12 protein-coding genes are annotated in these 15504 nt (G+C 38.8%); 3 read left to right on the top strand and 9 right to left on the bottom strand.

What is annotated here, in order from left to right; genetic code table 11:
• Positions 1–358: 358 nt before the first annotated feature.
• From D1839_RS01805 to D1839_RS21255, 3 genes are all read right to left on the bottom strand, one after another.
• Complete coding sequence (locus D1839_RS01805; RefSeq protein ID WP_199689897.1) at positions 359–1252, bottom strand: aminoglycoside phosphotransferase family protein; 894 nt, start codon at positions 1250–1252, stop codon at positions 359–361.
• 195 nt (positions 1253–1447) lie between these two features.
• On the bottom strand, positions 1448–1927 hold the full coding sequence (locus tag D1839_RS20275; protein ID WP_199689896.1) for a hypothetical protein: 480 nt from the start codon (positions 1925–1927) through the stop codon (positions 1448–1450).
• Positions 1849–2172, bottom strand: coding sequence for a hypothetical protein (locus D1839_RS21255; RefSeq protein ID WP_353616248.1), 324 nt, complete (start codon positions 2170–2172; stop codon positions 1849–1851). The genes D1839_RS20275 and D1839_RS21255 overlap by 79 nt, the downstream gene beginning before the upstream one ends.
• A 482-nt stretch (positions 2173–2654) precedes the next feature.
• Between D1839_RS21255 and D1839_RS01795 the strand changes: the two genes are divergently transcribed.
• Genes D1839_RS01795 through D1839_RS01785 form a run of 3 tightly spaced genes read left to right on the top strand, consistent with a single transcriptional unit; the run spans position 2655 to position 5223 of the window.
• Entirely contained in the window at positions 2655–3935 is a 1281-nt protein-coding gene (locus tag D1839_RS01795; protein WP_120378183.1) for a carboxypeptidase, read from the top strand.
• 14 nt (positions 3936–3949) lie between these two features.
• Complete coding sequence (locus tag D1839_RS01790) at positions 3950–4741, top strand: DUF3100 domain-containing protein (protein ID WP_120378182.1); 792 nt, start codon at positions 3950–3952, stop codon at positions 4739–4741.
• Positions 4738–5223, top strand: a complete 486-nt coding sequence (locus tag D1839_RS01785) for a hypothetical protein (protein ID WP_120378181.1) — start codon at positions 4738–4740, stop codon at positions 5221–5223. The genes D1839_RS01790 and D1839_RS01785 overlap by 4 nt, the downstream gene beginning before the upstream one ends.
• 392 nt (positions 5224–5615) lie before the next feature.
• On the opposite strand, the gene D1839_RS01780 is transcribed toward D1839_RS01785, so the two are convergent.
• The 6 genes from D1839_RS01780 to D1839_RS01755 form a co-directional block, all read right to left on the bottom strand.
• The gene (locus D1839_RS01780; RefSeq protein WP_120378180.1) at positions 5616–6917 is read right to left on the bottom strand and encodes an acetamidase/formamidase family protein; all 1302 of its coding nucleotides are present in this window, start codon (positions 6915–6917) and stop codon (positions 5616–5618) included.
• A 584-nt stretch (positions 6918–7501) separates the two neighbouring features.
• Positions 7502–9136, bottom strand: a complete 1635-nt coding sequence (locus D1839_RS01775; RefSeq protein WP_120378179.1) for a long-chain fatty acid--CoA ligase — start codon at positions 9134–9136, stop codon at positions 7502–7504.
• A gap of 36 nt (positions 9137–9172) precedes the next feature.
• Positions 9173–10687: a class I adenylate-forming enzyme family protein gene (locus D1839_RS01770; RefSeq protein ID WP_166554431.1), complete on the bottom strand. Its 1515-nt coding sequence runs from the start codon at positions 10685–10687 to the stop codon at positions 9173–9175.
• A 780-nt stretch (positions 10688–11467) separates the two neighbouring features.
• Positions 11468–12613 carry a CaiB/BaiF CoA transferase family protein gene (locus D1839_RS01765; RefSeq protein ID WP_120378177.1) on the bottom strand — a complete coding sequence of 382 codons (1146 nt, stop codon included), beginning with the start codon at positions 12611–12613 and terminating at the stop codon, positions 11468–11470.
• Between the two features lie 74 nt (positions 12614–12687).
• Positions 12688–13839 carry a thiolase family protein gene (locus D1839_RS01760; RefSeq protein WP_120378176.1) on the bottom strand — a complete coding sequence of 384 codons (1152 nt, stop codon included), beginning with the start codon at positions 13837–13839 and terminating at the stop codon, positions 12688–12690.
• A 489-nt stretch (positions 13840–14328) separates the two neighbouring features.
• Positions 14329–15489, bottom strand: a complete 1161-nt coding sequence (locus D1839_RS01755; RefSeq protein ID WP_120378175.1) for an acyl-CoA dehydrogenase family protein — start codon at positions 15487–15489, stop codon at positions 14329–14331.
• Positions 15490–15504 lie beyond the last annotated feature (15 nt).

Below are 15504 nucleotides of genomic sequence, written 5' to 3'. Positions count from 1 at the left end.
AAAGTGAAACTTCATTCAGTAGAAGTTTTCTTCCATCTCCTACTGAATGTTAGTACCTCAGTGGGTATGACCTAAAAGCCCTTAAACGAAGCGGGCATTTAGGTGCCGTTTTCTCCCACTTTGACCTTTTGTATCAACTCAAGATTTTAAAGCGGGGTATAAGGCACCTTACATGCGTGATAAAACGAACAAGGTCTTGCCAGAAAAGATTAATTGGGCAAAGACCTTGTTTTAAAAGCGGCTTCCTATTGAATACCAAAAAAAGCATATCCACATCGCCCAAATTCTAACACTAAATTTTTACTGGCAAAACAGTATCGAGCTATTTATTAGCTAAAGTGAATGAGAGTACTTATTTCTATTTTTTATACCAGTTTGGAACGATCTTTGTAAAAAAATCATGATCTTCTAAAACATTCATAGAATAGGAACACATCTGCTCAAAATTCCCCATTTTCTTTCCCCATACAAGTGCAGACACGAGGTGCATAGCACTGTACAAGGTGTACAACTCCCAAAAGTCTTCGTCAAGCTTCATATTCCAATGGTACCCATTAACGATACCATTCGTAAATGGAATACTAATCCGGCTTGAAAAGAAGCCAAGTTTTTGAAAATCATGAATTGGGTCGCCCCAATCCATTTTTTGGAAATCTATGATTCCAGAAAATCGTCCCTTATTGATTAATAAATTGGCTGGATGAAAATCATCATGCTGAAATCGATTTGGTCTGTTTTTCATGATGTCCTCATGTTCTCTTATGTAGTGGACTAATGCATTTTCTATTTTCGGATCTATGTTCATTAGCGATAGGTGTTGTAAATAATTATCGTTTTTACGTTTTTTTAGATCATACCACGATTCCTGATAATTTGGTGCAGGATAAGCATGCAATTTATTGAGCTCTTCTCCAGCAGAGTAACCAGCATCATATTGCTCCTTAGTTTCTAATTTCTGTAACGTTGCTTCCCCATCCTCACCCGGCATGAAAGATAGGACCATATAAGCAAGCCCTTGTTCTTTCACTACGTTGAATTCCATCGCTTCAGGAATAGCTTTGGACAATGAGCGTAGTTTTGCAAGTGTGTGAAACTCTTCCTTACGTTTTTCTATATGCTCATCAGAAAAAACACGTACAAGATATTGATCATCAAGGATATACTTTTGATCAAATGAAAAGCCTTTGTTTAGTGGTTTAATTGTGGTTGCCTGTTGAAAAAAAGGTATGTATGCAATTAAATTAGCCTCCAACCCCTTCCCCTCCTATCACAGCTATCTTCCTATTTTCTCATACTACAACTATAAATATCTACTTTAATTATAAGGTTTTACGCTAATTTTAATTTTCAATTTGAGTTCTCAACTTAATTGTACTGCTTGTAAACTTTGACTTAATTTACAATAAATCTAGTAGTTCAATTTTGTACTTCGGTGATTTATCTGAAATTAGGAAATTATTAGCCTCAGCCTTGTATTTTTTGAAATAAATACAAGGCTGAGAATGAACTTTATCAATGCCTCTAAAAAACGATAAAAGGGTGACCTTTTCTCGTTATGATTGAATTGCTTCTCTTTTTTTCTATAATTCGGAGTTGTACCTGTTTCTATGCCAAGCTCATCTAACCAGCGGCGATAAGCAATTGTTAAAGCATCACATTTTAAGTGCATTTCAGCCTGTAAGTCTAACGGCAACAATTCAGGCTTTTGGCTTTCGACAACATCTACATCGTGTTTAAAAATTAAATCTTGGAATTCAATAAACGGTTCATCCGGTTGATCTAAATCATAATTTCGCGTAAGCAGCATAAAAACTTTTGTTTGCTCATCTGCTTCTTGTACAGCTGTAACTAATACGATAAATTCTTCTTTGGATCCTGCAACCTGCTTCGTAAAGCGAGCCGTCGTCGGATTAAGAATTTCATACACATAATCATTATCCCCCCTACAGAGCGTCCATCTGGATTAGGTTGATAGATTGGAATTTTACTCGTTATGAAACGACCATCGATAAAGTTAACATCATAGTTTTGCACTTTTGCGTGCTCTTCATCTCCTAGTAAACCACTATAAACGAACATGAGATGTGAAATATCAAGGAAATTTTCAATAACTCTAGGTGCATTTGCGTTCACTGTATACGGAACACAAATAGTCGTCCGATATCCTTCCATATCATATTCGAGATAACGTATTAACGGTAACGGTTATTCACTCAAGTTCACCCAGATTAATCCCCCATAAACTTGACAATGATAAATCGTTGCTTTAGCCTTTTGTGGAATTGGTCGTTCACATGGTAAAGCTGTGGAAAATGATGAAACCCACACTAATGGAAGCTTCACTTTATCTCCCAATGGTTTGTTGACCAACAATGAATATATCCTGGTCGTTTACTTCCCACTTACCTTTCTGACGTTCTCCCCACAAGAAAAAAGAGCAGGATTCACACCAGTTACATATGGATACATAAAAGATTATTCTCGTTATTTTTCCATTTTTTCTTATAAAATTGCCGCTCGAACACCTAAAGTCGAACGTTACAAAAAAAATACTGAATATCATTCGATATTGACGAACGTTAAACATAATGTTAAGATGAATTCGTGTTTTTTCGACATAATTATTATCCATTATTGCTACGGGAGGTTTCCAAATGCAATTTAAACGCCAATATGAAGCTATCAAACAAATTGCTGAAGATATTTATTATCACCCTGAACTGGGATATAAGGAAAGGCGTACAAGAAGTCAAGTGATGGATTATTTAAACCAAATAAATCCGAACATTAAACTTAACGATTTTAGCATCACCGGTTTTTCCACAAGCTTAGGAAATAAAGAAGCTAAAGATTTACATGTCGCTTTTATCGCTGAACTAGATGCTGTTTATGCACCTACGCATATGTATGCTGATGAACTTACAGGGGCTGCGCATAACTGCGGACACTATACTCAGATAGGTATTGCAATAGCGTTGTACCAATATCTTTTTACAACGGAAGCCTATAAAGAATTAGCTTATAAACTGACGTTCGTATTTGTGCCTGCGGAAGAATACTTAGATTTAAATTATCGCGCCGAATTATTAAAAAAAGGTCAAATCAGTCATTATGGTGGAAAACCCGAGGCTATGAAATTGGGCGTATTTGATGATATCGATATTGGTATTTGCGTACATGCAATTGGTGGAGAATTTTCTAAACGGACGATAGAAATTAACTGTGATTTAGCTGGTTTTCTATACAAAAAGTATGCCTTTGAAGGCAAAGCAACACACGCAGGATTTGATCCATTTTCCTCCAAAAATGCTTATCATATGTCAACGCTTTTTAATACTGCGATTGGCTTAAGCCGCCAACAGTTAAAAGAATCAGAACATGTGCGGATCAACCCAATCGTTATGGAATCTGATATGTCTACAAATGTCGTTCCAAACCATATCATTATAGGAACAGATTTACGAACCAAGTCTGTTGCTTATTTAAAAGAAACAGCTAACAAATTAGATGATGCGGCGAAGGGAAGTGCCTTAGCTTTACAGGGAAATGTAACGATAGATACACAGATGGGTTACTTACCATTTATACAAGACAGGTATTTATCCACATTTGTCGAAACTGCGTTTCATGAGAACAATGAAATTGATGAGCTGTTGAATGACAATTTCATTAGCGCTGCAGGTGATATAGGAGATCTTTCCTTTATGATGCCATGCATTCAAATTGGTTATAGCGGCTTTACTGGAACTATCCATGGAGATGACTTTATTGACGTTGATCCAACATTTATCTACGAGGTGTTTCCAAGGTTTTTGATGCAAGTACTTCAACAAATGAACGGAAATATCGATAAAGCAAAGCTATATAAACGAAGTTATACAGCTTATCGAGAATTAATTGATTCCATTGTACAAAATAATATGAATCTATCATAGAAATGAGGCAACACATGAACAAAAATTTTCTTTACTTACTCGTTTTTGCATTATTCATTATTACTATTTCAGAATTTATCGGCTTTCAAGCTATACCGATAGGCTCGTTTACTATCGGATTACTTCCGTTAGTTTTTGCCATTTTATTAACCATGTTTTTAGGTCTTAAAGTATTTCGTAAAGGGATTTGGAAAAAAATCTACAGCGATAATAATATTCATTTTGCAGGAAAATATCTCATTTTCATTATGCTGCCGTTAATGGCTAGATATGGTGCCGACGTCGCTCCACAAATTAGAGAAATCCTGCAAATTGGCTGGGTATTTATCATTCAAGAGCTGGGAAATTTAGGGACCGTATTCCTTGGATTGCCAATCGCACTTTTATTAGGCTTACGACGTGAAGCAATTGGTGCTACATTAGGTATCGGCCGTGAAGGAGAGCTTGCGTACATTTCCGAAAAATATACACTTGAATCCAAAGAAGGAAGAGGCGTTCTATCCATTTATATAATTGGGACATTATTTGGAGCTATCTTTTTCAGTGTGTTTGCACCGATTTTACTTGATTTAGGGATACGAGTAGAGGCACTAGCCATGGCATCAGGTGTTGGTTCAGGTAGTATGATGAGTGCGGCTTCTGCAACATTAGTAGCTCGAATTCCGGAGATGGAAAGCACTATCCTAGCATATGCTTCTGCAAGTCAACTACTAACCAGTTTTCTCGGTACATTCACAATGGTATTTTTGGCTGCTCCGATTCAAGCATTTATGTATAAGAAACTGGTCCGAGGTGACAACAAATGAATATACAATTAAACAAATATGTAAAATATGGTTTGATCCTTCTGTTAAGTGTAGCATTAATTTTGTTTACGATGGAAATAAAATTAATCAAAAACCCTGATTCTACGCCTATTACATCCATGACATTTGTTGGTCTTGGGGTATTATGGCTCTTCTCCATGTTTGGTATTATTTTTTCCGATATAATGCAAAAATCCCCAGTGAAAATCATTCGCGATTTTCCCATTTTGGGCTGGGTATCCATTACTTCTCTTATACTATGTTTAATATCCGATTTTTTTGTCCAAGCCATCCAAGCAGTTGACTTTCTATCGATTACAACGCCTATACTAACCTTTGCAGGTATTTCTGTCGCTAACCGACTCGTTGATTTACGAAACACGTCATGGAAAGTTGCGATTGTAGCTATTTTTGTCTTTACAGGCACATATGCAGGCAGTGCTTTACTGGCGCAAATTGGATTGTTTTTATCAGGAAATTAATAACCACTTGTCTGAGTCTTTTTAGGAGATCCATTTTATTTCAGTTTCGAAGGATGCTGTTTGGTAAATCAGCATCCTTTTATGTGGACATAATTTTTCAAGATAGGATTATGTCCCCTTTGTTACTCATTTTATTTTTTATGTAAATAATTTCCTAAAAGAAGTTAATTAATAAACAATCTTTAAACTAGCTAGTGATAAGAGGTTACAAATATTCCCCCCGATTTTTTGTATGTAAAGAAGCATATTCAACATAAACCAAAATCACGTAACTTAGGTAAAAATGTTTAGAGATGTTTAGAAAAAAATATACCCCATGCCAGATTTTATTATTGCGACACAGGATATATCAAATTTCATTCTTTGCTTATTCGGTGTTAGCTTTTCAAAAGCTAATTTTCATATTGATATTGTTTCTTTACGATCTCAAGTATCCCTTGTTGCTGCAAATACCTATTCGGAGTAAGGAATGTAACAGTTACCACACCAGGATGACGACCAATTTCTATCGAACCGTTAATCGTTGCACGGTTCATTACTTCAGGAACGGAAATGCCCAAAAAAGATGCTGCCCTTTCCATCCCATTAGTTGTGGCTTCATTTAAATCAGCGCCAGATCCAACAAATGATATTGGGTACATTTCAACTATCTCCTGAATCTCCCATTCTTCTGCCAATTGCCTTGCCTGTTGCTGTTCAACCGTTGTAAAAGGCTTAGCTAAATAAGGAAGATCCTCATAGACTGGTAGAATAATTGGTCCATCTACTTTCATATCCTTTAATACACTCACTTTGAGACTTACAATCCCCGCTACATCTGTCGTATGTCCTGCTATCTCTCCATCACCTTGCATTGCATGCATATCCCCAAGGTAAACGCCTGCACCTTCTACTTTAACTGGACAAATAACAATAGCTCCAGCACGAACTCGATTAATATCCATATGCCCATCCGTGCGATCTGCTAAGTCTTCCTTCCTAATTCCATAGTCATGCGGTGCATCAATTAAAAATTGCCCAAAATCACCCGCGTTATGAGAATCTGGCAATGCGCGAGCAGGGGTTGTTCCTAACTGACCTAGAAACGGACGTACCCTGGCAATTGTCCCAGGCATGCTATGGGGAGCAAAAGCTACAATTGGATTTTGAATGGAATTTTCAGGAGTAGACATATATGCTTTTCCATCTTTAGCCACTTTCTCCGCAGCCTCTTTATTTAACGTTAACCCAACAGAGTTTTGCTCATTGAATGCCATCGTATAGGCATGTGTGAATGTAAACGGAGTTATATCTGCATCGCATTTTTTACAATGAACCGCCTGTTCGCCAATCCCTTTTAACTCGGTTTCTGGATTAATTGTTCCACATTCTGGACATGTTGCAGCAACAAAAGGGTCGCCTTTAAAACGTCCCTCCACTGGTTTATCATTTCCCGAAGCTGTAGCTAAAGAAGTGACTTCAATTGATTTTATCTCAATAGCAACAGCATCCCCGACTTTTGCTCCCTCCACATAAACAGGTTTAGTCACCTCGTGACCACCTTTTAAAGCCGGTGTGATCATTGGTCCCCAGCAACCTGGTGTGGTGTTAGCTATAATATTCCCCCCATCCTTAACTACATATTTCATGCTTTGATTTGGGTCCAATATACCATTAGTGAACTCGTTCACATAAACTACTTGCTTAGCATTCATATTAACCTCTCCTTTTTAAGTAAAATTAAATGCTGAGTCAAGTGACTTTTCTTACATACTACGCGCTTCTATGTTTGCCTATTTTTCTTCTACTTTATTATTATCGAGTTTGTCTATTCTTTATGTTATAATTGAACAAAGCAAACTATCATTGTAAGCGCTATTACTATACTCATAGTTTACCTGTTAATTAAACATTTTCCTATTAAAATGCCTTGCAAATGAAATCTTAACGTTTTTTTTCATATAAAGAAACTAGGATTCGCAAAGTATGCATTCTGGTTGTAAAAGTAATAGTCAACTTTTGAACAAAGGCGCAGGCGCCAGTTTAGCAACGTAGCGTCTGGAGCGAAGCAACTAAAGTTTTAGGAATCATGGTGTGGCACGAACCAATGATGACTTATCGTAGGGCGATTCGTCAAGTTGCCTAGTTGCTGGGCGCTTGCGCCGGACGTGGCTATTCCGTTAGATCGGTATCCCAAAGCAACAAAAATTATACTTTTTTATCTTCTTTAAAAAGAAAAGAGCATTTGCAGGTTTACTTATTTTCACTATAGTAAATCTTTTGCTTATACATTAACGCACTAATCTCCCTTATAATCATCACTCGTGGCTAACTGTTTTTTTACTTCCTCCCGCAACGCTGTTTTTAAAAATTTCCCCACAGAGGTTTTTGGCAGTTCATCCATAAATAAGATAGTATCCGGTAACCACCATTTAGCAAATTGTGGTTTTAAAAATGTGAATAGATCTTCTTTTGTCACCACAGTATCGTAACCTTCTTGCAGCACTACACAGGCAACAGGGCGTTCTTGCCATTTAACATGAGGAACAGACACAACGGCAGCCTCGTAGACTGCTTCATGAGCCATTAATGCATTTTCCAATTCGACAGATGAAATCCACTCACCGCCACTTTTGATCAAATCTTTAGTTCGATCCACAATTTTTACAAAACCTTCTTCATCAATAGTTACCACATCGCCAGTGTATAACCATCCATCTCTAAATGATTCTTCACTTCGTTCATCTTTATAGTAGGAATCTGCAATCCAAGGGCCTCGTATTAATAACTCTCCCATTTCCTTCCCATCATTTTTAATGGTTCCATTTTCATTTACTGCTTTAATTTCAACACCTGGAACTGCCATTCCCTGCTTTGATTTCAATTCCAAACGCTCTGCTTCAGGAAGTTGTTTTTGGTAACTCTTTAGTCGAGAAAACAGGGCTAGTGGTGTTGTTTCAGTCATTCCATAGGCATGATAAAACGGAATACCATATTTGCTTTCAAACGCCTGGATCATTCCCTTTGGTGCTGCAGCTCCGCCACATAATATCCCACGCAAACTATCGAGTTGATACCTTTTTTGCTCTAATTCTTTTACTAAACCTAGCCAAATCGTCGGCACGCCTGCTGAAATAGTCACATTTTCTGTTTCCATTAAGTTTGCTAAAATCGCCGGTGTTGGAAATGGACCAGGTAGCACTTGTTTCGCTCCAGACCAAGTCGCAGCGTGTGGCATCCCCCAAGCATTGGCATGAAACATAGGAACAACCGGCATCGAAACATCGGATTCAGACACAGCGGAAGTGTCAGCTAGACTTAGCGCCATAGCATGCAGAACAAGTCCTCGATGCGAATAGACAACTCCCTTAGGCTTACCTGTTGTCCCTGATGTATAGCATAACCCGGCCGCGTCTTCTTCACTCATATCCTGAACAAACGAAAAAGTGGAATCAGCCTCTTTAATAAGTTGCTCATAATTTAACAGCGTCTGCAGTTTGCATGAAGGAATGTTTATTTCATCTGACATAACAATAATTGTTTGTACCGTACGCAGCTGATCCGCTATATTTTCAATGGCAGGCAGCAATTCTACATCGACGAGAATTATTTTATCTTCGGCATGATTAATAATATACGCTAAGTGATCTGTTGATAAGCGAATATTAATCGTATGCAGGATCGCTCCGATCGACGGAACCGCAAAATAAGCTTCCAAATGCCGATGATGATTCCACGCAAAGGTCCCCACACGATCTCCTTTTTGTATCCCTAATCTTTCTAATGCATGAGCTAAAGCTCTCACTCTTCCACCAATCTCTCGATATGTTAAACGTTGGATACGATTTGCCGACCGTGACACGACTTCCTTTTTGGGGAAGTAACTTTCCGCCCGTTCTATTAAAGATCTTACTAATAGTGGACGATTCATCATATTAACTCACTCCTTCTTGAAATAACCCTTTCCTCCTTAGGACAATGCTTCTCTGAGGCGGTATTTTAAAATTTTTCCAGACGCATTTCGAGGAATAGTATCTTTAACAATAATTTCTGTTGGCACTTTATAGCTTGCAAGACGCTCGGAACAAAATAATTTTAGTGCTTCTTCATCTAGGTTTTCCCCTTTTTTCCCTACCACAATGGCTACTACTTTTTCTCCCCAGACTTCATCTGGCAGTCCAATCACTGCAGCTTCTAATATGTCCGGATATTGATAAAGGACTTGTTCTACCTCTGTAGAATAAATATTCTCACCACCAGAAATGATCATGTCTTTTTTTCGATCGACTAGCGTCACATAACCATCCTCATCCATGGTGGCTAAATCACCGGTATAAAGCCAGCCATCGCGAAGCGCTTGTCTTGTTTCTTCTGGATTTTTATAGTATTCCTTCATTACCATTTCACTTTTAATAATAAATTCGCCTGTTTCAAACGGGGCCACATCTTCTCCTCGTTCATTTACAACTCTCACTTCCGTGCAAAGCATTGCCTTTCCACCTGCACCCATTTTTGTTTTATGTTCATCTGGCAGTAATAAGACTCCGCCTGGTCCGGCTTCTGTTAAACCACACATATTAAAAAATTGCTTATGCCCAAACAATGTCATCGCTTTTTGTATTAAAGCTGTTGGCATGGGGGCAGATCCGTATCCGCATCGTTTGACAGATGTTAGATCGTATTTTTCGTAATTTGGAACTTGAAGCAAAAAGTTATACATCGTTGGAACAGCAAAGAAAAGGCTTATTTCATAATGCTCAATTGCCTGTAAGACAAGGTCGGGTTGAAAATCCTGTTGAATAACGTGCATAGAACCTAACAAGGTCCCTGTTATCATAAATAAATTTAACTGTGCAGAGTGAAATAACGGTGCCACATGCAGTAAGTTGTCTTCAGGACCCATCTTCATCATAATTGCAGAGGTAAATGCAACATAAAGAATACGATGGTGATCAAATACTGCCCCTTTTGGATTACCTGTGGTGCCAGATGTGTATAATATTTCTGCATCGTCTGATTCCAAAACTTCAACAACAGGTTCTGATACATTGTCATTCCTAATTGCATTCATCGTTATCTGGTTCTTCTCTGTCTTATTACCAACACAAACCTGTAGTTTAATATTTTTATTATTTTCTACTACTTGGCTAACCAATGTGGCGTACGATCTATCGAAAAATATCACTGCCGCGTCTGAGTCCTCTACAATATACCGAACTTCTACGGCTGTTAGACGAAAATTAATTGGAACAGCAATAGCACCTACTTTCATAATAGCGTAAAAAACGATCATGAATTGATCCGAATTTTTCATTAAAATAGCGATTTTTTCACCTTTCTTTATTCGATGAGCTATTAATCCATTGGCAAGTTGGTTTACTTTTTCATTCAACTGCTTATACGTATAGGAAATATCTCCAAAAATAACCGCCTTTTTTTCTGGAATTTGCCGAGCATTTCTCGCTAACGTCATTCCTAAATTCAAATCTATCCCTCCCGTTAAGTTGGTTTTTATCCCTATTTAATCAATTCTCCCCTTGATCTACCTAAGAAAGCTGTGGGCTTATATACCTTCATAGTAGGTTTGAAGTGTAAGAAATCAATTACTTGGGCTATTTGAGCTAGATATATACGCAAGTTCTTATCTAAAACTAGAGCTAGGACTAGACAACTTTATTTATAAGCAGCAACCGCCGTATAAAACGGGGATAAATCATTGCCCTAGAGAAAATGTTATTTATATGAATACATTAAAAAGCGATAAATAAAACCTCATTGCGTAGGCATTTTCTTCCATCCCCTACTGCAAGTTAGTACCGCCAGTGTATGACCTAAAGGCCCTTGAACTTGATTGGGCATTTAAGTGTCGTTTTCTCCCACTTAGATCTTTTGTTTCTACTCAAGGTTTCGAAGTGGAGTCTTACGGACTCTTACATGCGGGATAAATAGCCGAGTTAAATTTTGCTAAAGCTAACTTTATCTACCCTTCCCACATTCCTACTTTTATTCATAAAAATGAATCTTCAATTAATAATACATTCATTCCTCTCCGCTGCTGGTAAGGATGCGCTGAAAATGCATGAATACGCTTACAAGAAAAGCCATTAAGTACTGCTATCTTTCACTCCGATTTGTTGTAATGCAGATGATCCAACTCTTCGAAATGATGCACTTACAGTATTTTATATACCGAGTACATAACAAAACAATTCTTTTTTTAGTGGACGAATGGAGCATTGGACTTATCAGCTTCATCGGCCTTCGATCACTTATCATTTTCTGCTGAACGAGAAGTCGAAACAAACAGTTCGGTATGTTCACCATGCTTAGGCGCCAAAGAGGAAACTCTTCCAGGAGTTTTAGAAAGCTTAATTGGTATTCCAATTTGGTTTACTGTACCTAAAGTTGGATGAGGAAGAGATATAATCATATTCCGCGCCTTTACTTGTGGGTCATCCACTACTTCAGTGAAGTTTCGAACCGGAGTAACACAAGCTTCTACATGTTCAAATAATTGTAACCATTTTGCTAATGTTTTTTGCTGAATAACAGTCTGAACTTCATATTTCAACCGATGTTGTTCTTGTAAGCTGGCATGCTGTTGTGAAACAAGCCCTTCTCTACCAATCGTCTCACAAAATGCCCGCCAAAATTTAGGCTCCAACGCACCAACTGCTAACCAACGACTATCTTGAGTTTCATATACGTTATAGCAAGCAAGCGCCCCACTTAATTGATGGGTTCCTCGCTCTTGTAATTGATTTGTAGCTAAATAATTCGGTAAGGTCGCTTGTAGCCAAGCGATAACTCCATCCAGCATAGAAATATCGATGAATTGCCCTTTCCCTGAAGACTCCCTTTCCCATAAGGAAAGCAAGATGCCTAAGGCTGCGGGATACGCCCCACCGCCTATATCGGCAATTTGAGTGGCTGGTATATTTGGCCTCCCACCCTGCTCCCCCATAAGATGTAATAAACCAGCATAGCTAAGGTAATTAATATCATGTCCTGCCTCTTGGGCATATGGTCCAGTTTGACCATACCCTGTAATCGAGCAATAAATGATGCGAGGATTGATCGTTTTTAAAACTTCATAATCCACACCGAGTTTTTTCATAACGCCTGGTCGAAAGGATTCCAGTACAACATCAGCATCTTCCGCCATTTTCAAAAAACGTGCTTTGTCCTTTTCTAACTTCAAATCCAGACAAACACTTTTTTTATTCCGATTTAACGCATGAAATATAGCACTATCTTCATCTAGTAAAGGCGTATATCTTCGTGCATAATCTCCCATTTCTTTATCTTCAATTTTAATCACTTCTGCTCCAAAATCCGCAAGCATCATAGAACAATAAGGACCTGGTAACAAACGGGTCAAATCAAGCACCCGGATTGATGTAAGCGGCAAACTTCCACCTCCGATTTTTTAAATTTAATGACTTCTAAAAAAGTATATATACTACTAGCTTTCCGTTTTTTCTCTTATGGCAACCGTTCAATAATGGTTGCATTTGCCATTCCATGACCTTCACACATCGTTTGCAATCCATAACGTCCGCCCGTTCGCTCCAGTTCATACAGCATCGTAGTCATTAAACGCGCGCCACTAGCTCCAAGCGGATGCCCAAGAGCAATTGCCCCACCGTTTGGATTTAGTCGGTTTGGATCTGCCCCCGTTTCTTGCAGCCAAGCTAATGGGACTGAAGCAAACGCTTCATTTACTTCAAAAACATCGATATCTGAAATGGATAATCGAGCGGTACGTAATACTTTCTCAGTCGCTGGTATTGGACCTGTCAACATAAGTGTAGGATCAGAACCAACCACTGTACGTGCCACTACTCGGAACCTCGGCTTGAGCCCCAATTCATCTGCCTTCTCACGTGACATTAATAAAACAGCTGCTGCACCGTCACTTATTTGACTAGAATTTCCCGCAGTAATTTTTCCTCCTTCTTGAAACGCAGCCTTTAACTCTTTCAATTTATCCAAATTCGTTTGCTCTCTAGGACCTTCATCCTGATTAAACAGCGCCTGCGAACCATCTGAAGCATTCACTTCTATTGGCACCGTTTCCGCTGTAAAATAGCCTGATTTCATTGCTGCAATCGCTTTCTTATGGCTTGCAAGCGAAAATTCATCCAACTGTTGACGACTAAATCCCCACTTATCTGCAATTCGTTCTGCTGATATACCTTGATTAACCATCTCATATTTAGCGGCTAGATTTTCATTAATCGTAACTCCTTTCATATTTGAGCCCATCGGCACACGTGTCATATGTTCAACGCCACCAGCTATCACCACATCCATATCTCCGCTAATAATTGCTTGCGAGGCAAAATGTACCGCTTGCTGACTTGATCCACATTGACGATCAATGGTTGTCCCAGGAACCTCCACTGGAAAACCAGCAATTAATGCAGCCTGTCTAGCAATATCAAAAGCCTGTTCCCCTACTTGAGAAACACAACCATAAATCACGTCTTCTACAAGTGCAGGAGAGATACCTGTTCGGTTAATTAATTCTTGCAAAGGTATTGCAGCTAAATCTTCTGCACGTGTAGCTGACAACATTCCATTTTTTCTCCCTACCGGTGTTCTTACCGCTTCTATAATTACCGCTTCACGCAATATGGATCATCCTTTCATGATAAATGTATATTCTTATTCGAGTGATAAACCAAGTAAAACTTTTCAGTGAGCTTCACCTTCTAAAAAAGTAGATAGTCGTCCTGTCCACCTAACCATCCCCGTAAACAAGCGCGAGCGCCCGTTCAACAACGTAGCGACTGGACAGAATCAACTAAAGTTTTAGGAATCATGATCCTGCAACAGGATTATGCCGACACCTGAGCGGCAAGCCCGCTCTTAGTCGGCCTTCCTCTTAACCACTAACCGATGATGACTTATCGTAGAGCAATGGAGTTAAGTCGCCTAGTTGCTGGGCTCTTAAGCCGGACATGGCTATTCCGTTATATCGGTATCCCAAAGCCAAAATTTTTATACTTTCTTATCTCCTAAAATAAACCTCCATCCCTCACTTATAGAAGCTAAATACCACTGACATGGGAACCCTTTCAAAGATGTGGCTAATTTTTTTAGATCTTTTTTACCTATTTCCTAAAAGTTACTTTCAACTAAACCAATCTTTTTCGCAATCATCATTTTCATAATTTCATTTGACCCTGCATAAATAGAGGATACCGCAACATCACGATAGCGTCTTGCAATTTCAAATTCCTCCATGTAACCATATCCCCCATGTAGCTGCATACATATTGCAGCTACCTTTTTTACTAAATCGGTCGTCCACCATTTCGCCATCGAGACTTCCGTTGTAATCTGTTCTCCTGCCATATGTTTTTCTATCAAACGGTCGACAAACACAGTACCAATTTGCCACTCCGTATACAGTTCCGCGATTTGGAATTGTGTATTTTGGAATTCACTAATCCTGCGCCCGAATGCTTTTCGCTGCTTCACATAATCACTTGTTAAGGCGATCATTTCCTTTGCAGCAGTAATACTCTGCAAGCTAACGATTAGCCGTTCCTGTTGTAGCTTTTCCATTAAATAATAAAATCCCTTTCCTTCCTCCCCAAGTAGATTTTCACTCGGCAGACGTGCATCCTCAAAAATTATTTCGCATGTGTCATTGGCATGCTGACCAATCTTTTTTAGTTTTTTCCCTTTGCGAAAACCAGGGGTTCCAGTTTCTGCAACGATTAAACTAATTCCCTTATGAGCAGGTTTTGCATATGGGTCTGTTTTACAAACGACAACTACTACATCTGCCGTATAGCCATTTGTAATAAAGGTTTTCTCTCCATTTACAATATAAGAGTCTCCGTCTCTTATTGCCGTAGTTTTGATTGCAGCTAAGTCTGATCCAGCTTCCGGCTCAGTCATAGCAATAGCAGAAATAATTTCACCTTTAATTGCTCCAGGCAGCCACCGTTTTTTTTGGGACTCTGTACCATACGTTTCGATATAGGGCATTACAATATCATTATGTAACCCTAGTCCAACCATCGCGGTTCCTATTCTTTCTAGTTCTTCATTTAACACAACCGCATATCCGAAGTCTGCTTCGAGACCACCGTAGTCTTCTTTAGCCCATGAGCAGAGATAGCCTTGCTCTCCTGCCTTTTGCCAGAATGATCGTGGAATTTGCCGATTTTCCTCCCAGTCTGTAAAATAAGGCGCTGCCTCTTTTTCTAAAAATTTCCTTAGCGACTGACGAAAGATAGCATGTTCCTCCTGTAAAAAAGTTCGCTCCATTCCATAACCTCCTTA

The organism is Roseburia sp. 1XD42-34 (genome assembly GCF_009917385.1).
Classification (GTDB): Bacteria; Bacillota; Bacilli; order Bacillales; family Amphibacillaceae; genus Virgibacillus.
This window is presented reverse-complemented; position numbering and strand designations above follow the sequence as displayed.

What these genes read in the sequence shown, in the direction of transcription:
- D1839_RS01785 (WP_120378181.1), top strand. Translation starts at nt 4,738, where the DNA reads ATGAATATACAATTAAACAAATATGTAAAATATGGTTTGATCCTTCTG.
- D1839_RS01795 (WP_120378183.1), top strand. Translation starts at nt 2,655, where the DNA reads ATGCAATTTAAACGCCAATATGAAGCTATCAAACAAATTGCTGAAGAT.
- D1839_RS01790 (WP_120378182.1), top strand. Translation starts at nt 3,950, where the DNA reads ATGAACAAAAATTTTCTTTACTTACTCGTTTTTGCATTATTCATTATT.
- D1839_RS01755 (WP_120378175.1), bottom strand. Translation starts at nt 15,489, where the DNA reads ATGGAGCGAACTTTTTTACAGGAGGAACATGCTATCTTTCGTCAGTCG.
- D1839_RS01775 (WP_120378179.1), bottom strand. Translation starts at nt 9,136, where the DNA reads ATGATGAATCGTCCACTATTAGTAAGATCTTTAATAGAACGGGCGGAA.
- D1839_RS21255 (WP_353616248.1), bottom strand. Translation starts at nt 2,172, where the DNA reads ATGGAAGGATATCGGACGACTATTTGTGTTCCGTATACAGTGAACGCA.
- D1839_RS01780 (WP_120378180.1), bottom strand. Translation starts at nt 6,917, where the DNA reads ATGAATGCTAAGCAAGTAGTTTATGTGAACGAGTTCACTAATGGTATA.